23 protein-coding genes are annotated in these 22,436 nt (G+C 71.0%); 13 read left to right on the forward strand and 10 right to left on the reverse strand.

What is annotated here, in order from left to right; translation table 11 throughout:
- The first annotated feature begins 258 nt into the window (after window positions 1–258).
- The 9 genes from BLU84_RS00515 to BLU84_RS00555 all read left to right on the forward strand — a co-directional run bounded on the left by BLU84_RS00515 (window position 259) and on the right by BLU84_RS00555 (window position 7,871).
- Window positions 259–894: an RNA polymerase sigma factor gene (locus BLU84_RS00515; protein ID WP_233431059.1), complete on the forward strand. Its 636-nt coding sequence runs from the start codon at window positions 259–261 to the stop codon at window positions 892–894.
- Between the two features lie 103 nt (window positions 895–997).
- Window positions 998–1,231: a RebB family R body protein gene (locus tag BLU84_RS00520; protein WP_074861646.1), complete on the forward strand. Its 234-nt coding sequence runs from the start codon at window positions 998–1,000 to the stop codon at window positions 1,229–1,231.
- A gap of 55 nt (window positions 1,232–1,286) precedes the next feature.
- Complete coding sequence (locus BLU84_RS27640) at window positions 1,287–2,324, forward strand: hypothetical protein (RefSeq protein WP_233431029.1); 1,038 nt, start codon at window positions 1,287–1,289, stop codon at window positions 2,322–2,324.
- Between the two features lie 107 nt (window positions 2,325–2,431).
- Entirely contained in the window at window positions 2,432–4,771 is a 2,340-nt protein-coding gene (locus BLU84_RS00530; protein WP_074861647.1) for a hypothetical protein, read from the forward strand.
- 48 nt (window positions 4,772–4,819) lie between these two features.
- On the forward strand, window positions 4,820–5,068 hold the full coding sequence (locus tag BLU84_RS00535; protein ID WP_074861648.1) for a hypothetical protein: 249 nt from the start codon (window positions 4,820–4,822) through the stop codon (window positions 5,066–5,068).
- Between the two features lie 329 nt (window positions 5,069–5,397).
- A complete protein-coding gene (locus BLU84_RS00540) occupies window positions 5,398–6,027 on the forward strand; it encodes a hypothetical protein (protein ID WP_074861649.1) in 630 nt (209 codons plus the stop codon).
- A 60-nt stretch (window positions 6,028–6,087) separates the two neighbouring features.
- On the forward strand, window positions 6,088–6,408 hold the full coding sequence (locus BLU84_RS00545) for a RebB family R body protein (RefSeq protein WP_074861650.1): 321 nt from the start codon (window positions 6,088–6,090) through the stop codon (window positions 6,406–6,408).
- Window positions 6,409–6,507: 99 nt separating this feature from the next.
- Window positions 6,508–6,846, forward strand: a complete 339-nt coding sequence (locus BLU84_RS00550; protein ID WP_074861651.1) for a RebB family R body protein — start codon at window positions 6,508–6,510, stop codon at window positions 6,844–6,846.
- Between the two features lie 251 nt (window positions 6,847–7,097).
- Complete coding sequence (locus tag BLU84_RS00555) at window positions 7,098–7,871, forward strand: Crp/Fnr family transcriptional regulator (protein ID WP_074861652.1); 774 nt, start codon at window positions 7,098–7,100, stop codon at window positions 7,869–7,871.
- Window positions 7,872–7,985: 114 nt separating this feature from the next.
- Here the strand turns inward: BLU84_RS00555 and BLU84_RS00560 are convergent, their stop codons facing one another.
- Window positions 7,986–8,861, reverse strand: a complete 876-nt coding sequence (locus tag BLU84_RS00560; protein ID WP_074861653.1) for an endo alpha-1,4 polygalactosaminidase — start codon at window positions 8,859–8,861, stop codon at window positions 7,986–7,988.
- Between the two features lie 582 nt (window positions 8,862–9,443).
- Between BLU84_RS00560 and BLU84_RS00565 the strand changes: the two genes are divergently transcribed.
- Window positions 9,444–11,120, forward strand: a complete 1,677-nt coding sequence (locus BLU84_RS00565) for a sensor domain-containing diguanylate cyclase (protein ID WP_074861654.1) — start codon at window positions 9,444–9,446, stop codon at window positions 11,118–11,120.
- Between the two features lie 22 nt (window positions 11,121–11,142).
- On the opposite strand, the gene pdxR is transcribed toward BLU84_RS00565, so the two are convergent.
- The 3 genes from pdxR to BLU84_RS00580 form a co-directional block, all read right to left on the reverse strand.
- Window positions 11,143–12,633 (reverse strand): MocR-like pyridoxine biosynthesis transcription factor PdxR, encoded by a 1,491-nt coding sequence (gene pdxR / locus BLU84_RS00570; protein ID WP_074861655.1) that lies wholly within the window; start codon window positions 12,631–12,633, stop codon window positions 11,143–11,145.
- A gap of 148 nt (window positions 12,634–12,781) precedes the next feature.
- The gene (locus BLU84_RS00575; protein ID WP_211664493.1) at window positions 12,782–13,399 is read right to left on the reverse strand and encodes a hypothetical protein; all 618 of its coding nucleotides are present in this window, start codon (window positions 13,397–13,399) and stop codon (window positions 12,782–12,784) included.
- Window positions 13,400–13,694: 295 nt separating this feature from the next.
- The gene (locus tag BLU84_RS00580) at window positions 13,695–13,937 is read right to left on the reverse strand and encodes a hypothetical protein (RefSeq protein WP_074861656.1); all 243 of its coding nucleotides are present in this window, start codon (window positions 13,935–13,937) and stop codon (window positions 13,695–13,697) included.
- A 230-nt stretch (window positions 13,938–14,167) separates the two neighbouring features.
- Between BLU84_RS00580 and BLU84_RS00585 the strand changes: the two genes are divergently transcribed.
- Window positions 14,168–14,458: a hypothetical protein gene (locus BLU84_RS00585; protein WP_074861657.1), complete on the forward strand. Its 291-nt coding sequence runs from the start codon at window positions 14,168–14,170 to the stop codon at window positions 14,456–14,458.
- A 168-nt stretch (window positions 14,459–14,626) separates the two neighbouring features.
- On the forward strand, window positions 14,627–15,154 hold the full coding sequence (locus tag BLU84_RS00590; protein ID WP_233431030.1) for a nuclear transport factor 2 family protein: 528 nt from the start codon (window positions 14,627–14,629) through the stop codon (window positions 15,152–15,154).
- A 76-nt stretch (window positions 15,155–15,230) separates the two neighbouring features.
- Here the strand turns inward: BLU84_RS00590 and BLU84_RS00595 are convergent, their stop codons facing one another.
- The 5 genes from BLU84_RS00595 to BLU84_RS00615 are packed head-to-tail and all read right to left on the reverse strand — an operon-like array spanning window position 15,231 to window position 19,955.
- On the reverse strand, window positions 15,231–16,328 hold the full coding sequence (locus BLU84_RS00595; RefSeq protein ID WP_083382213.1) for a 2-dehydro-3-deoxygalactonokinase: 1,098 nt from the start codon (window positions 16,326–16,328) through the stop codon (window positions 15,231–15,233).
- Window positions 16,325–17,209: a MurR/RpiR family transcriptional regulator gene (locus BLU84_RS00600; RefSeq protein ID WP_074861658.1), complete on the reverse strand. Its 885-nt coding sequence runs from the start codon at window positions 17,207–17,209 to the stop codon at window positions 16,325–16,327. The genes BLU84_RS00595 and BLU84_RS00600 overlap by 4 nt, the downstream gene beginning before the upstream one ends.
- A 28-nt stretch (window positions 17,210–17,237) precedes the next feature.
- Window positions 17,238–18,533: an amino acid deaminase gene (locus BLU84_RS00605; protein WP_074861659.1), complete on the reverse strand. Its 1,296-nt coding sequence runs from the start codon at window positions 18,531–18,533 to the stop codon at window positions 17,238–17,240.
- Window position 18,534: 1 nt separating this feature from the next.
- The gene (locus BLU84_RS00610) at window positions 18,535–18,732 is read right to left on the reverse strand and encodes a hypothetical protein (RefSeq protein ID WP_074861660.1); all 198 of its coding nucleotides are present in this window, start codon (window positions 18,730–18,732) and stop codon (window positions 18,535–18,537) included.
- On the reverse strand, window positions 18,729–19,955 hold the full coding sequence (locus tag BLU84_RS00615; RefSeq protein ID WP_074861661.1) for a hypothetical protein: 1,227 nt from the start codon (window positions 19,953–19,955) through the stop codon (window positions 18,729–18,731). Before BLU84_RS00615 ends, BLU84_RS00610 begins: the two co-directional genes overlap by 4 nt.
- A gap of 254 nt (window positions 19,956–20,209) precedes the next feature.
- Between BLU84_RS00615 and BLU84_RS00620 the strand changes: the two genes are divergently transcribed.
- Window positions 20,210–21,571, forward strand: coding sequence for a Gfo/Idh/MocA family protein (locus tag BLU84_RS00620; RefSeq protein WP_074861662.1), 1,362 nt, complete (start codon window positions 20,210–20,212; stop codon window positions 21,569–21,571).
- A 102-nt stretch (window positions 21,572–21,673) separates the two neighbouring features.
- On the opposite strand, the gene BLU84_RS00625 is transcribed toward BLU84_RS00620, so the two are convergent.
- Entirely contained in the window at window positions 21,674–22,372 is a 699-nt protein-coding gene (locus tag BLU84_RS00625; protein ID WP_083382305.1) for an AraC family transcriptional regulator, read from the reverse strand.
- Window positions 22,373–22,436: the final 64 nt, after the last annotated feature.

Genomic DNA, 22,436 nt, shown 5'->3' on the forward strand with positions numbered 1-22,436 from the left:
CTAACGCCGCTGCGGGACGAATGTGAGCGCCCGCATGCTTTAAACACGCTCGCGCGCGGTATCGGCCGCGCGCCTTCGCGCCGCATGGGCGCAAAAGAACTCGCGAAAAAACCCGCGGAAAACCCGATATTTCTTGGTATCGCGACGGGATGCGCAGTTGCCCGCCCGCGCGCCCGCCGTGCGTGTCACCCAAGTAACAGCCATCGCCCACCCCCCTGCCCAGACTCGCTGCACCGCAGATGAAGGAGGGGGATCGTGATGGACGCCGACGGGCGCGAACGCGCCGACTGCAACAGCTTTCACGCCATGCCGCCGGAGCGCGCGCCGCTTGCGCGCGACCGCGATGCGACCGCGCCGCGCGCGGATTTCAAGCTCGCCGACGAAATGTTCGCAGGCGCCTGGCGCGCCAATCTGCCGGAACTGGAAGCGCGCGCGCGCCGCTTCGCCGACGGCCAGCGCGACCGCGCCGAGGAACTGCTCGGCAACGCCGCGATCAAGGCGCTGCTGTTCATGCGCCGCTCGCCGCACACCATCACCGACCCGGGCGGCTTCCTGTTCGTGGTGCTGCGCCACGTGTTCCTAGACAGCGTGCGCCGGCGCGGCCGCGACCGCGAGGTGTTCGACCGCCATCGCGAAGTCGACGGCGAGGGCGGCGGCTTCGCCCACGAAGGCCTGTCGGCGCTGCAGCAGCTGGAGCTGGACGAACAGCTCGAGCGGGTGGTGACGGCGGTGGCGCGGATGAGCCGCGAACAGCGGCGGCTGTTCGCTTACCGCTTCATCGAGGATTTGCCGTATCCAGTAATCGCCGAGCGGCTGCACATCAACCAGCCGCTGGCGCGCAAGCGGGTCGAACTGCTGCGCAACCGGCTGCGGCTGGCGGTGGGGCGCGAATGAGCGGGCCCGGGCGCACCGCCGGCGCGGCCGGATTCACAAGCCTCTCGGGCTCGCGTTCCACCGCTATAGACCCGCAACGCACACTCACTCCAGGGACAGGCTCATGACCGACACGCCCGTCAATTCGCAGATCACCGACGCCGTCACACAGACCAACGTGAAGGTCGTCGCCGAGGCGCCCGCGCAGGCGATCGCCTCGCTGTACCAAGTGTCCAGCCACTCCACCGGCCTGGCGCTGCAAAACGCGGTGCACAGCCAGCAGGTGCTCAACCAGATCTCCAGCGCAGTGGTGTCCAAGGCGGTGCAGCTGATCATGGCCGTGGGCGACAAGCCATAGCGCGCGCTGCAGTGCGGGGCGATGAGACGACGGACGCACGCTTTGGAGAACGGCGATGAAATACCGATGGGACGACGATAACGCGGGCGCCGCGCCCGAGCAGGATGCGCAAACGGGCGCGGCGCAGGGCGCGGCCGATGCCGCCGCCTCGGCCGCGGCGGCCTACGCTGCGGCGCAAGGCGGGCACGCGGACGCGGCCGGCGACGGCGCCGACGACGCCGGCCGCGAAGGCTCCGGGGGACCGGGCGGCGACGGCCAGGGCGCGGCGCCGCAGGGCAGCGGCGACGCCGCTGGTGCTGCGGCGGGTACTGCGGCCACGGGAACGGCCGCGACTGCTGCAGCGGCCGCAGCGGCGGCCAATGCCGGCGGCGCCGCTGCCGGTGCTGGCGGCAGCGGCGCAGGCGGCAGCGGCGCCGGTGGAAGCGGTGGCGCCGATGGCGGCGCCGGGCAGAATCCGGGCAGCGGCGCCGGCGGCAATGGTGCGGGTAGCGGCGGTGTCGGCAGCGGTGGCACGGGTGCCGGCGGTGCAGGCGGCAGCGGTTCGGGTGGCAGCGGCGCCAACGGCAACGGCGCAGGCGGTAGCGGCACGAACAACAGCGCCAGCAACAGCACGCCGAAATCCCCGCTCGCCGCCGCGCGCGCCCTCGCCGTCGCGCGCAACGCCGCGGCCGCGCCGGCCACCGGCGCCTTGAACCAGCAGATCGTGCAGGCGGTGCAGTTCAGCAACGCCGAGACCGCGTCCTACGCGCCGGCGCAGATCGCCACCACCGCCGACATGCTGATCAGCCAGGCCGCCGGCTTGGTGGCGCAGTCGGCCGCGGTCTACTTCGACGGCGTCACCAAGATCGCGCTGGCCAGCCAGGGCGTGCTGATGAAGCAGATGACCGAGGACATCGTCGCCGACCAGCCCAAGAAGGCGGCCGAGGACGCGCTCGGCATCCTCGCCACCGACGTGTTCATGGCGGTGGCTGCCGCGGTCGCGGCCGGTGCGGGCGCGATGGAGGCCGAGTCGGCCAAGTTCGCCATCGACAGCATCGACCAGAGCATCGCCAAGTACGCCTCGGTGCTGCAGAACAGCGGCAGCAGCCCGTAAACCGCGCCGGCGCGCCGAACCCGCGCCGGCCCCCTTTCCCGTCGTAGCGCGCGCCCGCCTGCGCGGTGTGCGCCGTCGCGCGCGGCCGAAATCCGAGGAACCCCGTCGTGGCTTACTTCAGCATTCCGCACCTGAGCGCGAGCGCTTATCGCTTCGAGTACCACAGCCATTTCAACGGCATCTTGCCGGTGAAGGGCGATTCGACCTCGGGCCTGCAGTTCGACCCTGCTGGTAAAGGCCCGATCGTCGCCGCCGACCAGCCGTTGTCGTTGGTGGGCTTGTACGGGCTCGCCGCCGGCCAACTCACGCCGGGCTGGCAGCGCCGTGGCACCGTGTCGCTGCTGCTCAAGGCGTTGCGGCTGATGGAGGAGCGCAATCCGCTGCAGGCCGTCGCGCAGCAGCCGCGCGACCGCCAGGCCTATCAGCGCGGCGAATGCGTCGGCGAGAACATCTACATCGCCGCGGTATGGCTGGCCGACCGGCTCAAGCTGAGCGTCTGTTTCGACCTGGCGGCGACCGACCCGGCGCTGTACGCCGGCGTGCGCGCGCGCCTGGAGCAGCTCCAGCTGGCCTGGCGCGAGCGCGGCGCGCCGAAGGACGCCGGCGACGAGATCGAAGCGATGCTGCCGATGCTGGAGCACTTCAACGCCAAGTTCTACAGCGCCAGCAAGTACACCCCGTTCGACGACGCCTACTTCGCCCGCTCGTTCGCGCTCAAGCAGCTGGCGGTCGAGCAGAAAGATTCCGATCCGGTCCGGCGGCTGATCTACATGACCTTGATGTACCTGCAGCAGCAAGGCGTGACCAACGCCCAGCTGGCGCTGGGGCCGGACGAGGCCAAGCAGCACGACGCCTGCGTGGAAACCTACAACGGTACCCGCGACACTCGATACAAGCTGCTGCTGCACAGCTCGCACGTCTACAGCAGCGACGAGAAATTTCTCGCCGACCTCGACAAGCTCAAGGCCTGCCTGGCCGACCAGACGTTGCGCAACGTGGTCGGGTTCGACCTGCTCGGCGCCGAGAACAAGGTCGGCGCGTATCTGACCTATTTCGAATTCCTCAGCCGCAACCGTGCCGAGCTGACCGCGCGCTTCGGCGCGGACACCTCGCCGCCGAGCTATCCGCTCAAGTTGGCGCTGAAATTCAGCAACCACATCCACTGCGGCGAAGGCATGGGCGTGGCGATGGACAATCGTTCGGCGATCGGCTATGCCATGACCTATCTGAGCGCGCCGCTGCCGGCGTCGTTCTATCGCGCGTTCTGGCGCTACGTGCTGACCGGCATCGACGCCGCGCGCAGCCGCGAGGCCGAGCACTGGCGCGGCACCGACGGCACGCCCGACGCGCCGCGCCTGCCCGGCGAGCACGTCTCGGGCCTGTTCGACGAGCTGTTCCGCAACGATTCGCTGACCATCGACGGCTTGATGCTGCGCCGCTACGACGGCAACAGCGCGCGCACGCGGCAATTGGTGGCCTACACCGGCAAGCGCAACATGATGGCGATCAGCGAGGCCTTCGACACCGTGCCGAAGACGCCGGCGCTGCCCGGCGAGAAGGGCGAGAACTACTACCAGGTGCTGGCCCAGGGCGACCGGCCGATGGTGTTCCGGCTCGGCCACGCCTACTACTACCGCAGCTACGTCGGCGCGCGCTATCCCTACGTGGCCTTCGACACCAACCTGGGCAGCAACGCGATCACCGGCGCCTCGGGCCTGTTCGACTCCAGCGAGAGCTACCGCCTCAACCGCGGCCTGCGCCATCTGCAGGGCTATATCGACACCAATGCGATCCAGGAACTGAGCGACCGGGTGATGTACGCCGGCGTGCGCTCGCTGGACCGCAGCGATGTGCAGGCGCTGCTGGAGCTGAGCCGGACCTGCAAGGACGGCGCCGATTTCATGGACCGGGTCGGCGCGGCGCTGCCGGCGCTGCTCGGCAAGGCCATGGCGCCGATCTACGACGCGCGCGCCGCCAACGAATGGAGCGACTGTTTCGGCGTGCTGCTGGAGGCGATGATCGGCCTCAGCGCGTCGCGCGCGGTCTGGTTCGATGCGGCGACGCGGGTGCTGTCCTTGTTCGCCAACTGGCGCAGCTACCTGCTCGGCTGCGACGGCCAGGGCGTGGAGCACACCGACAGCCGCGCCGAGTACCTGCGCTGCGCGCTGTTGATGGCCTACAGCCTGATGCCGCTGGCGCCCGCCGCGGGCGAACAGGCGCCGACCGACTCGGGCACCGAAGCGGTGAACATCCCCGACGCCGATCAGGTCGCCGTGCAGTTGCAGACGCTGATCGACACGGTGTCCGGCGCCTACTGGAGCGTCACCGTCGGCCCGCCCTCGCCGGTGGCGAAGGCGCCGCCGACGCTCCAGGTGGCGGTCAATGGTTATAAAGCGCCCGATTCGGTGGTGACGGTGTTCGCATCTGCAACGGCATCGTCGGCCTGATCGGCGCCCTCATTGCGTATCGCATCACGTGTAAGACCGGAGTTCGCGATGGACGAGAATCTCGAATACCTGCTGCATGACGAACTGGAAGGCCTGTTCGCTGCGCCGGCCGCGACCCGCGCGGGCGGCCGCGCCGCGCCGCCGCCTGCGCCTGCGGTGCCCCGGCCCAAGCCGGCGACCGCGCCGTCGCCGCGGCCCGAGCCGGTCGAGCAGGGCGAGATCGCCCGCCTGCTGGCCCAGCGTCTGCACGATCCCAAGCTGCTGGAGGCGCTGTTGCGCCTGCTGGAGGCGCGCTGATGTACGCCTCGCAGACCCCGCCGCAGAATTCGCCGACCAGCCCGCCGCCGCCGCCGGGCGCGTCGCCGCCCGCGTCCGCGACGACGGGGGCGGCTGAACCCGCATCCGCGCCTGCGCCCGAGCAGTCGCTGCCGGCGACCGTTGCAACTGCGCCCGTACCCGAGCAATCGCCGCCGGCGCCCGCCGCAGCTACGCCCGCACCTGAGCAATCGCAGCCGCCGGCTGCTGCTGCACCCCCAGCCGAGCAGTCGTCGCCATCGCCCGCGCCCGCACCGGCACCCGCACCGGATCCTGCGCCAGCCTCGGCGCTGTCCGAACTCGACGAGGCCGTGCGCAGCTTCGCCCGCACCCAACTCGGCCGCGCCCTGCAGGCGGAAGAGCAGCAGGTGCTCAGCGCTTACGTGGCGATGGTCGGCGCGCAATCGCAGCCGCCTGCGCCGGCCTCGCCGTCGCCTTCGCCGCCGCCCGGCGGCGCCGCCGGCGTGCTGGAGAACGGACGCCAGCAGATCGAGGCGGTGATCCGGCAGAGCCTCAACCGCGCCCAGGCCGCCGTCGACGGCAACGCCAAGGCCGAACGCGCCGCCGAAACCGCCGTGCTCGGCGCGGTCGAGCGCGCGCAATCGCTGCAGGACCTGATGCCGGCCAAGCCCGCGCCCGGCGCCGCCGCGATTCCACCCACGCCGATGGAGCAGATCGCCGCGCGCCTGGCCGATCTGGTCCGGCACGAAGTCGATGCATGTTTCCAACGCCAGATCGGCCCGCTCGCGCGCCAGTTGCAGGACGTGATCGGCGCCGCCCAGTCCAACGGCTTGCTGCCTCCCCAAACCACCGGTTCCGCGCACCCCGACGAGTCGCGCGCGACCGGCCGCGACGGCGATTCCGCCGCTCGCCCCGACCGCGACAACAACCCCAACAACGCCGCACAGGCGAACGGTCCGGCCGCTTCACAAAGCAACTGACGACTCGTTAATCAGCGATGTACGGCAGCGGCCGTACTTCAAAATTCCAAGGAGCTCGATATGGCATTCCCGACCGCCGTCAACGATCAAATCACCGATGCCGTCACCCAGTCCAACGTCAAGGTCATCGGCGAGGCGCCTGCCTTCGCGATGGGTTCGATCTACCAGTCGATGGCGCACTCCACCGGCATCCTGTTCGAAAACGCCGTGGCGGCGCAGCAGCAGCAGAACTCGCTGTCGCAGGCGGCGGCCAACCAGGGTGTGATGCAGATCTACAGCCTCGACACCACCGCCGCCGCCGGCGCGACCGAGAAGGTCGCCCAGACCGGCGTGTCGGACAACCTGACCAGCCTGCTGACCGTGCTGCGCGCGTTCAAGTAACGCGTGGCGCCCGATCCGCGCGATCGGGCGGTGCGGCGCCGGCCGGCTTGTCGGGCCGGCGCCGTGGAGCCGACTTAATCCGTCATTGAGGACCGATCCATGGCATACCCCACCGCAGTCAACAACCAGATCACCGACGCCGTCACCCAGTCCAACGTCAAGGTCATCGCCGAGGGCCCCGCGTTCGCGATGGGTTCGATGTACCAGTCGGCGGCCCACTCCACCGGCCTGCTGTTCGAAAACGCCATCGCCTCGCAGCAGCAGCAGACCTCGCTGGCGCAGGCGGCCGCCAACCAGGGCGTGATGCAGATCTACAGCCTCGACACCACCGCCGCGGCCGGCGCGACCGAAAAGATCGCCCAGACCGGCGTGTCGGACAACCTGACCAGCCTGATGACCGTGCTGCAGTCGTTCAAGAGCAATCCGTACGGCCCGTAAGGCCCGCGCCACGCGATGCCGGTCCGCTGCGCGGCGCCGGCATCGTTCCCAGCCGCATCCGGCCGCGCGCCGCGGCGCGGCTGGCCCGCACCGCGCCGGGTCGATCGTCCGCGCCGCGCGCCGCATCGCGGCCGCGCCATGCCGACGTCCACAGGGGGCGTTATGAATCCTGCCACCGGCCGCCCGCGCGGCCGCATCGCCGCCGGCCGCGCCGGCGCAACCGCCGCCGCGCCGCCGGCGCGGCCGGGCGCATGGCGCTGACCGCCGACGATGGCGTGGCGGTGCGCCGGCGCCGTTGGGGCCTGGACCGCTGCGCGCTGCTGCGCGGCCTGCCCACGACGCTGCTGGAGCACATCGCCCGCCACAGCAGCGAGGCCAACCTCGAGGAAGGCGACGCGCTGTTCTTCAAGAACGATCCCAGCGACTTCCTCGCCTTCGTTGTGCACGGCCGCATCTACAAACTGCTGTACGGGCCCGACGGCCAGGAACTGATCGTGGACACCATCGACAGCGGCGAGACGGTCGACGAAACCCCGCTGCTGGACAACCACGCCCACACCTTCACCGCCGTGGCCTACAGCCCGACCCGGGTGCTGCTGCTGCCGCGCCGGCATTTCCCCAGCCTGACCAACGACCCGGTGGTGATCGAGCGCGCCCACGCCTCGCTGTGCCTGCGTCTGCGCCAGGCGGTGGAGAGCCTGGAGACGATGTGCCTGCACCGCCTGGAGTCGCGCCTGGCGCGCTATCTGCTGTCGCTGATGCACAACCAGCCGCAGGCGCGCGGCGGCGATTTCGAAGTGGCGCTGCCGCCGACCCAGAGCATCCTGGCGGCGATGGTCAACGCCAGCCGGCCGAAGTTGAACGCGCAATTGCAGACCTGGCACCGCAGCGGGTTGGTGAGCCGTAAGCGCAACATCCTGCGCATCAACGACATCGACCAGTTCCGCTGCAAGGCCTATCTGGGCCGCGACTTCGAACGCCCGGAAGGGCGCGCGCGGGCGCCGGCGGCGTGGCGCAATTCCTGAGCGCGCCGGCGTCCAAGCGGCTCCGGCGCGGCGCGCACGCCAACGAAAAGGCCGGCCCCCGACGGGAGCCGGCCCGGCCGCGGCGAGCGATGCCGCGGCGTGGTCACGCCTGGATCAACCGTTGCGGCAAGCGTCGCGCGGCAGCGCGTGCAGCGCTTCGCTGGCGTCTTTCAGCAGGCCGTCGAAGTTGCTCTTGTTGTCGGCCGGGCAGAAGTCCTTGACCCGGGTGCCGTTGGAACGGTACTCGACCTGGAACACGGCCTTGTTGCGCTTGATGAACTCCTTGTAGTTGCCGCACTCGCCCCACTGGTTGCATTCCTCGTTGAGCGCCCAGTCGGCGAACACCGCTGCGTACGGCGCCATCTCCGGGCCGTTCTTCAGGCCCATCGACATGCCGCGCGCATGCGCCGCGTCGACCAGCAACTGCAGGTAATACAGCGAGTCTTCCATGGTCAGGTCGAAGCCGGTCTTGTCCACGCCCTGGTTGAACGAGTCGTCCAGGTCCGGCTCGACGCCGTCGCAGCCCTTGGCCCGGGCCTTGTCCAGGCGCGCGGTCATGATCGGCATCAGCGCGTCGGTCTTGCGCACATCGACCCAGTACTCGCGGTCGAAGCCGTCCATCTGCTTGCCGATCAGGCCGGGCACCTTGCGGAACTCGGCGGCGTCGGCGCGATCCATGTTGTAGCTGCCCACTTCGGTGTAGCACACCACGTAGATGCCCTTGGCCTTGAGCGCGGCGATGGTCGTGGCCGGGGTCGCGTCCAGGTCGATGTCGAGCATTTTCTTGGGGTTGGCCGAGCCGTCGAGCACGGCGGAATTGACCGCGCGGCCGTCGAGCTGCCAGTTCCAGGTGGTGCCGGGGGTCAGCGGCTTCCAGGTCGGGGCGGCCGCGGCGCGGGCGGCGGGCGCGGTGGCGGGGGAGTGCGCCTGGGCGGCGGCGGCCGACAGCGCGGCGGCCAGGGCCAGGGCGATCACAGCGAGCTTGTTCATTGCGTCTCCAGAAGAAAGCGTTGGGAGCATGCGGATGGGCAGACGCCGCCGCGCCGTCCGCGTTCCCCGTGGCTTCGCACTGCGCGGCCTTGGCGCCGCGCGCCAGCGACGGCCAGGCCGCGACCGCGCCGGGCGCGCGCGGCGCCGGGCGGGTGCGAGGGGGATCCGATGCGGACGGCGCGGACGGCGCCGGTGGCGCGCGCGGCGGCTCCTGCCTGCGTCCTGCGTCCGCGCGCGATGGGTGCGACTGCGAGTGCGCGGCCTGCATGCGGACGCGGCGCGGGCAAGCGCCGCGCGGCCGCATGCCGGCCGCCCGCGGCTCGGGACGCAGACAGCGGCCCGGCCGAGGGGCGTCAGCATCGCGGCGCGGCCGGCGCCGAAACCGGGCCGGGTTCTCAACTTCACCTTCGCTTACAAACGCTGTGCGCGGCGCGGCCGCACGGGTGAACGGGCGTGGCGGCGCCCGCGTTGGGGATCGGCGTCGCAGTTCCGCGTTCGGCCCGCCGGCGCCGGCGGCGGGGCCGGGCGGGGAGCCGTATACGCTGGGCTATCCTGCGTCGCTTACGTCATCGTGTTGAGGAAATGGATCGGTCCTGGCGCCTACTGTGGCAGACCCTGCTGGCCCTGCTGGGTCTGAGCGCGGCGGCGCTGGCCTGCGCGCAGCCGTTCGCGGTCTCGCGGCTCGGGCCCGGCGTCGATCCGCCGCTGGCGCAGGTGCTGTCGGGGCGGCTGGACGCGCGCTTCGCGCCGCAGCAGGGCGAGCGCATCGTCTATTCCGGGCGCAAGCCGCAATGGCTGCGCCTGGTCGCCACCGCCGAGGTCGGCGAGGACGAGCTGCCGCAGCTGGTGATCGACCAGCCCTACCGCAAGTTCTTCGACATCTGGCGCCACCGCGACGCCGACCCGGTGCGGCGCGCGCTGCACGGCCGCGGCAGCGAGTTCCAGCATTCCTCGCGGTTCGTGGTCTATCCGCTGGAGGGCGGGCTGCGCAAGGGCGAGGTGATCTACCTGCGCACCTGGGCGACCGAGTTCACCCCCTCGACCCTGCGGGTGGAGCCGCTGGCCCTGGTCCATCGCCAGGACATGAGCCACGTCGCCCTGCGCAGCGTGGTGCTGACCGCGCTGGGCGCGACCGCGATCCTCGCCTTCGGTTTCTGGGTCGGCCTGCGCGAACGCGGCTACGCCTATCTGTCGCTGACCTTGCTGGTGCAGACCGTCAACCTGGCGGTGGAGGGCGGCGAGATCCGCATGCTGCCGTGGTTCCAGGACGTGCTGCCGAACCGCCGCACCAACGTCGTGCTCAACACCGCGGCGGTGATCGCCAGCGTGCGCTTCCTGGTGTTCTACCTGGACCTGCGCGCGACCCAGCCCGCGGTCACGCGCGTGCTCAACGTCTGCAGTTGGGTGCTGGGCGCGCTGCTGCTGGTGTCGCTGGTGCACACCTGGAGCTTCAGCGCCAGCTTCGGCAACCTGATGCTGTTGACGGTGATCCTGACGGTCGCCTACGCCAGCGCGGTGGCGATCGCCCAGCGCCAGCGCGAGGCCTATTTCCTGCTCGCCGCGTGGGCGCCGCTGCTGGCGGTGCTGGTGGTGCTGGTCGGCGGCTTCCAGCGCTGGTGGCCGATGTTCGCCTGGCTCGAATACGCCTACCCGATCGGCCTGGTGTTCGGCGGCCTGGGCCTGCTGCTGGGCCTGGCGGCGAAGCTGCAGAAGCTGCGCCACGACCACGACACCGCCAAGCACCGCGCCACCTACGACCGCCTGACCAGCGTGATGAACCGGCAGGCGATCGAGCAGGCGCTGCGCGATGCCATCCACGCCGCCCACCGCACCCGCCGCCCGCTGACCGTGGTGTTCTTCGACATCGACCACTTCAAGCGCATCAACGACCAGCACGGCCACAGCGCCGGCGACGAAGCCCTGCGCTCGGTCGCCGAACGCACCCGCCAGCGCCTGCGCTCGACCGACCTGTGCGGCCGCTACGGCGGCGACGAGATCCTGGTCGGCCTGCCCGGCACCCGGCTCGAGCAGGGCCTGGTGGTGGCCGAGCACCTGCGCCGCGCGGTCGGCGCCAACCCGCCCAGCCTCAACGGCCAGCCGCTCAACCTCAGCCTGAGCATGGGCGTGGCCGAGCTGCGCGCCGGCGAGAGCTACGAACAACTGCTCGAACGCGCCGATGCGGCGCTGTACGCGAGCAAGGCCGGCGGCCGCGACCGGGTCACCGTGCAGCAGGCGGCGGGCGAGGAAGTGCCGATCTGATCGCCGCGCGCGGCGCGGCCCGTCAACCGCGCTCCAGCACCCGCGCCACCGTCTCCAGCCCGCGCCGCGCCTGCGCGCGCTCGCCGCCGACGAAGCCGAACACCAGGCCGCCGCGTCCGCGGTTTCCATACTTCGACAACGGGTGCACGACCGCGCCGGCCGCGACGCAGGCCGCGGCCACGGCGCGATCGTCCAGCGCCGCCGCGGCATCGGTGAAGCGCGCCGCCACGTGCATGCCGGCCAGCGCCGGGCCGAAGCGCAGCCAGCGCTGCAGCGCGCCGGCTTCATCGAGAAACGCCAGCCGGCGCCGGTCGTAGGCGGCGCGGGTCTTGCGCAGGTGCGAGCCGAGATGGCCTTCGTCGATGAACGCCGCCAGCGCGCCCTGCATGAGCAGCGCGGTGTGGCCGTCGGCGATGTGCTTGGCGTCGACGAAGGCATCCGCCAGCGGCTCGGGCACGATCGCGTAGGCGATGCGCAGCGCCGGAAACAGGATCTTGTTGAAGCTGCCGATGTAGATCGTGCGGCCGCGTTCGTCCATGCCTTGCAGCGAGGCGATGGGCCGGCCTTCGTAGCGGTAGTCGCCGTCGTAATCGTCTTCGAGCACATAAGCATCGCGTTGATGCGCCCAGTCGAGCAGGGCGCGGCGGCGCGGCAGCGACAGTTCGACGCCCAACGGGTATTGATGCGCCGGGGTGACGTAGGCCAGGCGCGCCTCGGGCGCGGTTTCGAGGCCGGCGGCGACATCCAGGCCTTCGTCGTCGACCGCGACATCCACCACCTCCAGCCCGGCGCTGCGCAGTCCGTGCCGCACCGGCGGATAGCCGGGCAGCTCGCACCACGCCTTGTCGCCCGGATCGGCCAGCACCTTCGCCGCCAGCTCGACGGCCTGCTGGGTGCTGGTGACGACGATCACCTGCTCGGGCGAACAGCGCACCGCGCGCATCGCCGCGGCGTGCGCGGCGATGGCGCGGCGCAGCGCGGGCAGGCCGTTGCTCGCGCCGTAGTGCCAGTAGTCGTCGCCCGGCCGCGCGGCTTCGCGCTGCAGCAGGCGGTTCCAGATTTCGCGCGGGAACAGGTCGGTCGGCGGCAACGATGGCGCGAACGGAGTGGATGCGGCCGGCTGGTAATGGCCCGGATAGGCGCGCAAGGCGTCGGCGCGGCGCGAGAGGCGGCGCGGTGCGGTGTCGGCGACGGCGGGGCGGTTGAGCTCGGGCTTTCGCGGCGGCGCATCGCGCTCGGGCAATTGCGCGGCGACATAACTGCCGGCGCCGCGGCGGCGCACGATGTAGCCGTCGGCGACGAGCTGATCCAGGGCCCAATCGACGGTGTTGCGGGCCACGCCGAGATCGCGCGCGAGGGTGCGGCCGGACGGCAGGCGCGCGTTCGGCGCCAGCGCGCCGCTGAGGATGGCGGTGCGGATGCGCTCGCCGATGCGCGCGTAGGCGGGCTGGCCGGCGTCGCGGTCCAGGCCGGTGACGTCGACGCTGAATACGGAGCCGGCATGCTTGGCCATGCCGGTAGCGTAGCCGGTCCGCGCGCGCGGCGGGGATGAGGGATGTCATGCGGGCGGCGAGCGAGCATCGCCAAGCCCACACAGGACGCTGAAGCCTCTGGATCCCCGCGTTCGCGCGGATGGCGGTTGGAGATTCCGCCAGCAGCGCTCAGGCCCCGACCCGCGTGTGCTCCATTTTCCAGTTGGTTTCCCATTGCTTGCCGTCCAGCGAAAACGCCTGCTCCCAACGCGCGCGATCGGCATCGATGCGGGTCCAGCGGAAACGCACCTTGACCGGCCGGCCTTCGTCGCGGTCTTCGCCGTAGAACTCGCCGCGGTCGCCGTCGAAGCCGCCGGCCACCGGAGGGAACAACTGGCCGGTGCTGCTGTTGATCCAGTACAGATACCAGCGCTGCTCCTCGAGATTGAACACGCGCAGGGTCATGCCCTGCCAGCCCTTGGTCGGGAACACGCCTTCGTCGAGATTGACGACGCCGCCCATGCGGCTCTCGCAGCGCAGCGAGGCGGGAAACTCGTCCCAGTCGCGGCTGCCGACCCAGCGGCGCTTGAGGCGGTAGTTGCGGAAGTTCCACGCGCCGACGAAGAAGTCGAAGTCGTGGATGCTGCCGGTCGGCAGAACCAGATCGGTGCCGGGCAGGGTCTTGGCGGCGATGGTCGCGCCAGTCGCGCCAGTCGCGCGGGCCAGCGGGGCCAGGCTCAGCGCGGCGGTGCCGGCGAGCGCGTCGAATAGGATGCGGCGGCGCGAAGGGGAAGCGGGCGTGGGCATGCGGGCGGTTCGCACAAACGGGCTTCCACGGTGCGCGCGGCCATGCGGCGGCGACAGGGCCATTCATGCCGTCGGCGCACGGCCACCGCCGGCGGCGGCGAGATCCGACCGCGGCGACGTCAGGCTGCGGCTCGTGCCGCTTCGTTCTGCCGGCCGTCGGATCGCATCTGCGCGATTGAATGTGACTGCAAACCCGATTTACCCGAAATCTGAATCGATCCCTTGCGTCGGCGAATCGATAATTTTATTCAGCTCATTCAGTGCCTTGAGCGCGCCCGGAGCGCCTCGCCGGGCATCAGCGCGCGCCCGAGCGCTGCCTGGCCAGCGTCAGCTGACGCAGATGCGCTTCGGCGCAGGGCGGGCCGCAGTAAAGGCGCGCCTGGTCGGCTGCGTCGAACGGCTCCAGGCACTCGCGATTGAGGCAGTGGCCGCATGCCGCCGGACGCGGCTGGGTTTCGGCCCGCCGCTGTTGCGCCAGCAGCGACTGCGCCAGATTGATGGCTTCGAAGTGTTGCGCTTGGTCGATGAGATCGGACATGAGGCATTCCCGATGCGCCGCGGCGTTGCGCGCGTTGGCGGGGCGGCGCGACGGGCGTCGGCCGGAACGGCAACCAGGATTCCATCGCCGCGTCGCACCGAACGAAACTGATCGCCAGCACAACGCCGCGAATCTGCGTCGGCGTAATTCGGGACGCCGTCGCAGGCGCTGCACCGGCGCTCGGCTAGATTGGCTCATCGCTGCTTGCATTCCGCCGACGAGAGGCCGCCATGAGCACGCACACCGTTTCCGCCGCGCAGGCCGACCGCGCGATCCAGGCCCTGCATAACGCGACCTGGTTCGCGTTGTGCGAAGGCGACCGTTACACCGCGATGGGTCGCAAGGCCGTGGCCAATTCGTTCTACAACCTGCTGCCGATGCTGGCGGAGATCCGCCGGGCCATCGTCGAGACGCCGGCTGCGCAGGACGAAGCGGAAACGCGGCTGCGTCTGGTGGCGGTGACGGTGGCCGCCGCCGAAGCGCCGGCGGACGACGAAGGCGCGGCGCCGGCGAACGATTGAGCCGCGCGCGGGTTTCGTCGCGATGGCTGCGGCGAAACAGCGCCGGCCGCAACCTCGCGATACGACCCGGCCGCGCGCCACCGTGACGGACGACCCCGTGACCTATGGCCCCGGCTGCGCGCGGCCGCGCGGGTTAGTCTGCGGCGCATACGAAAACGGAGCGTTTCGATGTTCGCACACGCAAGCAAGGCGGCCCGCGCCGCGGGATGCACGGCCGTGGCGATCGCGGCGATGTCGGGAGCGGTCGCGGCCAAGCAACCCGTCGCGCCGCCGCCGCTGCCCGAGGGACAGGCGCTGACCGACTTGGTCGCCGGACTGGATACGCAGTTGTTCGACTCGTTCAACCGCTGCGCCGATCCGGCCCAGCTCGCCCGCCATGCGGCGCTGTTCGACGAGAAGGTGGAGTTCTATCACGACCGCGGCGGGGTCACCTGGACCCGCGAACGCATGCTGGAAAACACGCGACGCAACGTGTGCGGCAAGATCCGCCGCGAACTGGTGCAAGGCAGCCTGCGGGTCTATCCCTTGCCCGGATTCGGCGCGATGGAGATCGGCGAGCATCGCTTCTGCGCGCCGGACGGCGGCGTGTGCGAGGGCCGCGGCGAGTTCGTCGTGCTCTGGCATCGCGACGGCGACGCCTGGCGGGCCACGCGCGTGCTCAGCTACGCGCACCGCGCCGAGGCCGACACGCGCTGACTCGCTCGCGTCGTCGCCGCGCTCGCGGTTCGCCCGTTGCGTCGGTGCCGGCGCTGGCGCGCGCTCGCGGCGGCGCTCATGCGTACCCGGCCTCGCGCGCGATGCGCCACAGGCCGTGGCAGAAGGCGGTGTCGCCTTCGATGATGTAGTGCGGGCAGCCGTAACGGCGCAGCGCCAACGCGTAGATCGCGGCCAGGCGCGCGTCGCCGACGATGGCGGTTTCGCAGTTCGCGCCGTCGGCCGCCAGCGCGCTCAGGCATTCGTAGCCGATCAGCAGTCCCGACAGGAACGCCGGCAGTTCCCCGGCCGGCACGGCGTCGCGCATCGGCTGTGCATGCGCGCCGGACAACTCGTGCAGCCGGTCCGGATGCGCGCGTGCGGCGTCCAGCCCGAGCAGGAAACCGCGTTCGGACCAGGCCCGCGCCGGTTGGCTGCGTCCGGGCAGGCTTCGCTCGAGCAGCAGCGAGTAGCGCTCGCCGGTCGCGTAGCTGGAACATCCGGTCACGGCGCCGTCGCGCAGGCGCAGCCATCGGCTGTGCGTGCCCGGCGCGACCGCGCGCGCGGTTCCCGGCGGGATGCCCAGGGCCTGGGTTTCCGCGCCGCGCATGACGTCGGCGAAACCGGCGTCCGCTGCGGCGACGCCGGGAACGATCGCCGCGCGACGGCCGCGGAATTGCAGCGGTTGCAACAACGCCGCGAGCGCGGAGGCATCGGCCGGCAGCGGCGCGCACGGCGTTTCCTGCCAGCCGTGGCGCGCGCCGGCCATGCCGGCCAGCAGGATCGGCGCGCGGCCGTCGTCGAGATCCGCGCCGAGCAACTCGTCGAGCGCGTCGGCGAATTCGTCCGGTGCGGCCAACGTGGCCAGGCCGCGCGCGCTGCGGCGGGTGGCGAGCACGCCGCCGTGCGCGTCGAAGGCGTGCACGCGCAGATGGGTCGCGCCCCAATCCACGCCGATCAGGGCGACGTCCGGCAGGCGCGGCCCGCGCGTTGCCAGCGAGCGGTCGGCGCGAGGCGCCGGCTTCGCGCCAACAGCGGTTTCGAGGTTGTCGCCGCGCAGCGCGCGCGGCGCGGCGATGCGCGTCTCGTGCGTGGCGGCATCGGCCGGCGTCGCGCTGCGGTCGCTGCGATGGCGCTCGGCTTCGGCCATCGCCGGCTGGAAATCGCGATCGTTCATGGCCGTGCGCTCGCCGCGGCGGCGAATGCGGCGCCGGCCGAGCGCGAACGTTCGGCTTCGGCCTTGGCCCGGCGGGCTTTCTCCAGCACCGCCGGTTGTTGCCGCAGCGCCACCGCGATGGCCAGCATGTCCACGATCGCCAGCTGCATCAGCTGGGCCACGCCCGGCGAATACGGCGTGGACGCGCTGGAGAGCGGCAACAACAGCGGCACCTGCGCCTCGCGGCCCAGCGGCGTGCCGGGCTGGGTCAGCGCGATCACCCGCGCGCCGCGGCGGCGGGCGATGCGCGCGCTGTCGTTGACCTCGGCGCTGCAACCCGACAACGAGATCGCCAGCAGCGCGTCGCCGTCGCCGAGCATGCCCGCGGCCAACCGCTGCAACTGACCATCGCTGTGCGCGCTGGCGGCGATGTCCAGGCGCAACAAGCGCAGCGAGGCTTCCTGCGCGACCACGCCCGAGCCCGAACCCATGCCGATGCAGCACACCCGCCGCGCGGCGGAGATCGCCGCGGCGGCGTCGTCGAGCGCGGCCGGGTCGATGCGTTCGCGCACATCCTCCAGTGCCGCGGCGATGCCGTCGCAGACCTTGTGCACCAGCGCCGCCGCGCCGTCGCGCTTGTCGATGGTGACCGCCTGGTACGGCACGCCGGCGGCGAGGCTGTGCGCCAGTTGCAGCTTGAACTGGCGCAGGCTGCCGCAGCCGACCGCGCGGCAGAACCGGGTCACGCTGGGCTCGGACACGCCGGCGCGCGCGGCCAGCGCGCTGATGCTGGCGCAGGCGGCGAAGTCCATTTCCGCCAGGACCATGGCGGCGACCTTGCGTTCGGCCGGGCGCAGCTCGGGCAGCGCGCCGCGGATCGCCGGGATCAGGTTGTCGGACACGAGGGCGCGCTCCTCATTGCAGGGTCGGTCAGAAGAAGGTGTTGATCGCGCCGACGATGCGATAGCTGTCGTCGCTGAGCAGCATCAACGGCCATTTGTCGAAGGTGGTGCACGGATGCGAGATGCCGACCGCGACCAGATCGCCGACTTGCAGCGGATGCTCGGGCGGCAGTTCCAGGTAAGCGTGTTGATCGTTCATGCGCGCGATGCGCGTCTCGCGCAGCGGGCGCGGCGCGGGTTCGCCGGGGCGATGCCATTGCAGCGGGCGCGGCAGCTCGACGTCGTAGGACGCATCGCGCTTGCCCAAAGTCAGCAGCGCCAACCCGGGTTCGGGCCGCGACTGCACCATCGCCCACAGCTCCAGCGCGGGCTGCAGGCCGTGGCGGAACTCGGCGCCGTGACGGGTGCGCATTTCCTGTTGCAGGCCATGGTAGAGGCCGTGGTCGGAAGTCAGATAGCAGCCTGAGCGCAACACCCGCCGCACAGGCCGTGAAAGCCCATCGAGGCTGGCGAAGGCGTCGGCGACGAAATCGAAATAGGCCGAGCCGCCCGCGCTGATCAGGATGTCCTCGCCGTCGAACAGCGCCGCCTGGTCGCAGCGGCGGGTCAGTTCCAGCATCTGCGCCAGCAGGCTGTGCACGCGCTGCAGGTCGGCGGCGCGGTCGGCGCCGGTCCACAGGCCTTCGTAGCCTTCGATGCCGGCCAGGCTCAGGTGCGAGGCGGCCGCGACTTCGCGCGCCAGCGCCAGCGCGGCCTCGCCGCCGCGCGCGCCGGTGCGGCCGCCGTCCAGCCCCAACTCCACCAGCACCGGCAGGCGGCGCTGCGGCGCGTGGCGGGCCATGACCTCGTTCAAGCGCGCGGCGCCGGCGCTGGAGTCGACCAGCACCCAGGCCTGGAAGTCCGCGTCCTCGCGCAGCAGCGCGGCCAGGCTTTCGATATCGGCGTAGGCCACCGGCTGGTTCGCCAGCAGCACCCGGCGCACGCCGAAGCGGTGGGCCACGCGCAACTGCGGGATCGTCGCCAAGGTGATCGCCCAGGCGCCGGCGTCGAGTTGGGCCTGGAACAGCTGCGGGCTCATCGTGGTCTTGCCGTGCGGCGCCAGCAGCGCGCCGGCGCGCGCGGCGAAGTCGCGCATCCAGGCCAGGTTGTGTTCGAGCGTGGACTGGCGCAGCACCGCGACCGGGTACGACAGGCGGCCGTCGAGCACGTCGTAGCCTTGTGCGGCGATCTGGTCCTGCCGCAGCGGCGCGCGCAGCGGCAGGCCTTTGACGCCCGGCAGCAGGGTCTGGGTTTGCAGCGCGCGCAATGCCTCGTTGATCGCCATCTCAGTAACGCTCCCCGATGCGTCGCTGCGCTCGCGGCCGGCGGCCGGGCGCGGCGCCGGCGGATCGGAACGCGCGGCGCTGGCTCGCATCATCGGCCACGCGCGGGCGCGTTACCGTGCGCGGCCGCCAGGACGCGAGCGCGGGCGAAGCGGGCGCGCCGCGGTGGTCGAGCATCGATGCGGCGCGCAGCGCGTTCATGCGTAGCGCGTCTGTCGCGGCGCGGGCGGCGCCGTCTCGGCGCGCAACTGCGCCGCCAGCGCCTGCAAGCGATCCGGACGCAGCAGTCCATAGTGATAGAACGAAACCCCGCCGATGCCCGCGGCCTGCAACGCCGCCAGCGCCGCGCCGAGCTCGGCGCCGTCGCCCAGGTCCGGCGGGCCGGGGCGCAGGATCGCGCGCACCCGCGCCGGGTCGCCGACGCGCTGCACGGTGTCGAAGGCGTCGGCGGCCACGCGCGCGGCGTCGGCTTCGTAGAACGGCACTTCCACGCCGTCGCAGGCGCGGGCCAGGGCGGCGAGGTGGCTGCCTTCGAGCCAGGCGTTGGCGGTCGGCCGCTGCGCGGTGGGAATCGTCCACACCTCGCGGTCGCGCGGCACCCGCGCGCGGATCGCCGCGACCACCTCGGCGACGCGTTTTTGCCGCAGCTGCAGATACGCCGCCAACTGCGGCATCTCCAGCAGATCCGCCATCAGCCACGCCGCCGCCTGATCCGGCGCGGCGTCCACCGGCGCGGCCAGATACGCATCGGTGCGCGCGCGCACCCGCGCCGCCAGCGCGTCGGCGTCCAGGTCGGCGTCGCCGGCCAGGCGCCGGCAGTGGCTGCAGAAGCACAGGCCCAGCAGCGTTTCCAGCCACAGGTTGCCGCGCGCCTGCATGAATTCGTGGCGATGGCCGTGCGCATAAGGCAGCCAGTTCGGCGTTTCCAGCACCAGTCCGCGCAGCGGCAGGCGGGCGATGTCGGCGCACAGCGCCAGCGCATACTCGAACGCGGCCGGCGAAGACGGGCACAGGTTGTGGACGTAGGCATCGCCCCAGGCGTTGCGCGCCACGTGCAGCGGATGCTGCGCGCCCAGCGGGCGGTTGTGCAGCAGTACGATGCGGGCGCGCAGTTGCAGGCGCGCGTCGCCGGCGAGATCGTCGACGACGTGGCGCAGCGCCGGGTCGCTGTGCGCGAGCGGCGCGATCTCGCCGTAGCCGCGCGGATCGGGTTCGAAACACACCGCGCCGTCCTCGGGAAACACCACGCGGCTGCCGCGGTGCTGCGGGCTGACGAACTGGCCGCCGTGGCTGCTCAGCGCCAGGGTCGCGCCGGTCATGCCCAGCGCGCTCGCCTGCGCGGCGAACTCGCGCGCGCCGCGCGAGGCCACGTCCCAGGGATGGACATACAGCGAGCGCAATGGGGTGGAATGAACGGCCGACATCTTTCGATTCCTTGTAATTCTCAACGATAAACTTTCGGTTTTCGCCGCGCTTCGCGATCTATCCTAATGAATTCGATACTTATGCCACATTGTGCGGCGCAAAATGCATCCTGAATATTCGTAATATATTTTATCGAAAGAAATTAGAAAGATTTACCTTCCGATATGTTTCGATCAACGCTGCGCCGGGCGCAGCGCCGAGGCGTCCTTCTGACGTCGTCTATTCGCCGCACCGCATCCACCGAGGCCTTTGCATGAACCGACGCGACTTCATCGCCAGCTCCGCGACCGCGGGCACTTTGCTGGCCGCCAACGCCTTCGCACCGGCGCTCGCGCGCAAGCGCTCCAAGCTGCGCCTGGGCCTGATCGGCACCGGCATGCGCGGCCAGGTGCTGCTCAAGGAACTGGTGCGCCGCGACGACGTCGAAGTCGTCGCGCTGTGCGACATCGAACCGATCATGCTCGGCCGCGCGCTGGCGATGATCGACAAGGCCGGCAAGCCCAAGCCCAAGCCCGCGACCTACGGCGACGGCGGCGACGTCGATGCGTATCGCAAGATGCTGGCCAAGGGCGGCCTGGACGGCGTGATCGTCGCCACGCCGTGGGAGTACCACGCGCCGATGGCGATCGCGGCGATGCAGGCGCGCATCGCGGTCGGCTGCGAAGTGGTCGCCGGCATCACCCTGGACGACCACTGGCAGGTGCTGCGCACCCAGCTCAAGACCGGCACGCCGTACATGCTGCTGGAGAACGTGTGCTATCGCCGCGATGTGCTGGCGGTGCTCAACATGGTCCGGCAGGGCCTGTTCGGCGAACTGGTGCATCTGCAAGGCGGCTATCAGCACGACCTGCGTGCGGTGAAGTTCAACAACGGCAACCCGGACCAGCCCTACGGCAGCGGCGTGGAGTTCGGACCGAAGGGATGGTCGGAAGCGCGCTGGCGCACCGAGCATTCGGTCAAGCGCGATGGCGACCTGTATCCGAGCCACGGCATCGGCCCCTGCGCGATGGCGGCGAACATCCATCGCGGCAACCGCTTCACCTACCTCAGCGCGATGTCGAGCAAGCCGCGCGGCCTGCACGACTACATCGTCAAGAAAGCCGGCGCGGAGCATCCCAACGCCAAGGTCAAGTTCAAGCTCGGCGACCTGGTGACCACCCAGATCGCCTGCGCCAACGGCGAGACCATCGTGCTGCAGCACGACACCTCGCTGCCGCGCCCGTACTCGCTGGGCTTTCGCGTGCAGGGCACCGACGGGCTGTGGATGGACGTCAACGACTCGATCCACATCGAAGGCAAGAGCAAGCCGCACGAGTGGGACAAGGCCGACGTGTGGCTGGACCAGTACGACCACCCGCTGTGGAAGCGCCACGGCGCCACCGCCGCCGGCGCCGGCCACGGCGGCATGGACTGGTTCGTGATCAACGCCTTCGTCGAAGCGCTCAAGGCCGACGCGCCGATGCCGATCGACATCTATGACGCGGTGGCCTGGAGCGCGATCACGCCGTTGTCGGAGCAGTCCATCGCCGAGCACCGCACGCTCGAGTTCCCGGACTTCACCGACGGCAAGTGGAAGGACCGCAAGCCGATCTTCGGTTTCGACGACCGGTACTGAGCGATCGATGCGCCGCCGTCCTCGCGACGGCGGTGCGTTGCTTCAGGGCGGCCGATCGAAGCCGGTCGCGTCGTCGCCTGGCGGCGTCTGCGCGCGCCGGTTTCAGCCCATCGCGCTCCACCGCCCATCCCGATGCAGCGCCCGATAATCCCGCGGCGCCATCCCCACCATCGCCTTGAACTGGCGCGCGAACGCGCTTTGGTCGGTGAAGCCGCAGGCCAGGCCGACGTCGGCGATGCTGGCCGCGCCGTGCAGGTCGCGCATCGCCGCTTCGATGCGCAGGCGGGTCAGGGTCTGCTGCGGTGTGAGCTGGAACACGCGCTGAAAATGCCGCTCCAGTTGCGCCACCGACAGGTCGGCCAGCCGCGCCAGCGCGGCGATGCGCAGCGGCTCGGCGAAGTGCAGCTGCATGTGTTCGAACACCCGGCGCAGGCGCTCGTAAGTGGGGTCGCGGCCGTCCGGCGCGCCGAGGTCGCGCGACAAGCCGACCAGTCCGCGACTGCCGCAGGGCAAGGTCAGCGGGCGCTTGCCGGTCAGGCACCAGCCGGGCCGGCGGTTCGGGTACAGATGCACTTCGAGCTGGTTCTCGATGGTGCCGCCGTCGAGCACGCGCCGGTCCTGTTGCGCGTAACGCGCGGCCAGCCGCGCTGGGAAGACTTCCGCCACTTCGCGGCCGATCACGTCCTCGCGCCGCTTCAGCCCGAGCCGCCGCACCAGGGTCAGGTTGGCGTGGGTGTAGCGGCCGGCGCCGTCCTTGACGAAGAACACCACGTCGGCGAGCGCGTCGCACAGGGTCTGCATCAGTTCGGCATCGATCCGCACCGGGTCGGAAGCGGCGGCGGGCAGGGCAGGGGCCATGTGGGCA

This window comes from Lysobacter enzymogenes (assembly GCF_900106525.1).
Taxonomy (GTDB): domain Bacteria; phylum Pseudomonadota; class Gammaproteobacteria; order Xanthomonadales; family Xanthomonadaceae; genus Lysobacter; species Lysobacter enzymogenes.

Excerpts from the sequence above, each read along its gene's own strand:
- BLU84_RS00620 (WP_074861662.1), top strand. The coding sequence starts at position 20,210 with ATGAACCGACGCGACTTCATCGCCAGCTCCGCGACCGCGGGCACTTTG.
- BLU84_RS00520 (WP_074861646.1), top strand. The coding sequence starts at position 998 with ATGACCGACACGCCCGTCAATTCGCAGATCACCGACGCCGTCACACAG.
- BLU84_RS00595 (WP_083382213.1), bottom strand. The coding sequence starts at position 16,328 with ATGAACGATCGCGATTTCCAGCCGGCGATGGCCGAAGCCGAGCGCCAT.
- BLU84_RS00545 (WP_074861650.1), top strand. The coding sequence starts at position 6,088 with ATGGCATTCCCGACCGCCGTCAACGATCAAATCACCGATGCCGTCACC.
- BLU84_RS00605 (WP_074861659.1), bottom strand. The coding sequence starts at position 18,533 with ATGGCGATCAACGAGGCATTGCGCGCGCTGCAAACCCAGACCCTGCTG.
- BLU84_RS00515 (WP_233431059.1), top strand. The coding sequence starts at position 259 with ATGGACGCCGACGGGCGCGAACGCGCCGACTGCAACAGCTTTCACGCC.
- pdxR (WP_074861655.1), bottom strand. The coding sequence starts at position 12,633 with ATGGCCAAGCATGCCGGCTCCGTATTCAGCGTCGACGTCACCGGCCTG.
- BLU84_RS00585 (WP_074861657.1), top strand. The coding sequence starts at position 14,168 with ATGAGCACGCACACCGTTTCCGCCGCGCAGGCCGACCGCGCGATCCAG.
- BLU84_RS00575 (WP_211664493.1), bottom strand. The coding sequence starts at position 13,399 with ATGCCCACGCCCGCTTCCCCTTCGCGCCGCCGCATCCTATTCGACGCG.
- BLU84_RS00560 (WP_074861653.1), bottom strand. The coding sequence starts at position 8,861 with ATGAACAAGCTCGCTGTGATCGCCCTGGCCCTGGCCGCCGCGCTGTCG.
- BLU84_RS00565 (WP_074861654.1), top strand. The coding sequence starts at position 9,444 with ATGGATCGGTCCTGGCGCCTACTGTGGCAGACCCTGCTGGCCCTGCTG.
- BLU84_RS00535 (WP_074861648.1), top strand. The coding sequence starts at position 4,820 with ATGGACGAGAATCTCGAATACCTGCTGCATGACGAACTGGAAGGCCTG.
- BLU84_RS00615 (WP_074861661.1), bottom strand. The coding sequence starts at position 19,955 with ATGTCGGCCGTTCATTCCACCCCATTGCGCTCGCTGTATGTCCATCCC.
- BLU84_RS00580 (WP_074861656.1), bottom strand. The coding sequence starts at position 13,937 with ATGTCCGATCTCATCGACCAAGCGCAACACTTCGAAGCCATCAATCTG.
- BLU84_RS00550 (WP_074861651.1), top strand. The coding sequence starts at position 6,508 with ATGGCATACCCCACCGCAGTCAACAACCAGATCACCGACGCCGTCACC.
- BLU84_RS27640 (WP_233431029.1), top strand. The coding sequence starts at position 1,287 with ATGAAATACCGATGGGACGACGATAACGCGGGCGCCGCGCCCGAGCAG.
- BLU84_RS00625 (WP_083382305.1), bottom strand. The coding sequence starts at position 22,372 with ATGCAGACCCTGTGCGACGCGCTCGCCGACGTGGTGTTCTTCGTCAAG.
- BLU84_RS00610 (WP_074861660.1), bottom strand. The coding sequence starts at position 18,732 with ATGAACGCGCTGCGCGCCGCATCGATGCTCGACCACCGCGGCGCGCCC.
- BLU84_RS00590 (WP_233431030.1), top strand. The coding sequence starts at position 14,627 with ATGTTCGCACACGCAAGCAAGGCGGCCCGCGCCGCGGGATGCACGGCC.
- BLU84_RS00555 (WP_074861652.1), top strand. The coding sequence starts at position 7,098 with ATGGCGCTGACCGCCGACGATGGCGTGGCGGTGCGCCGGCGCCGTTGG.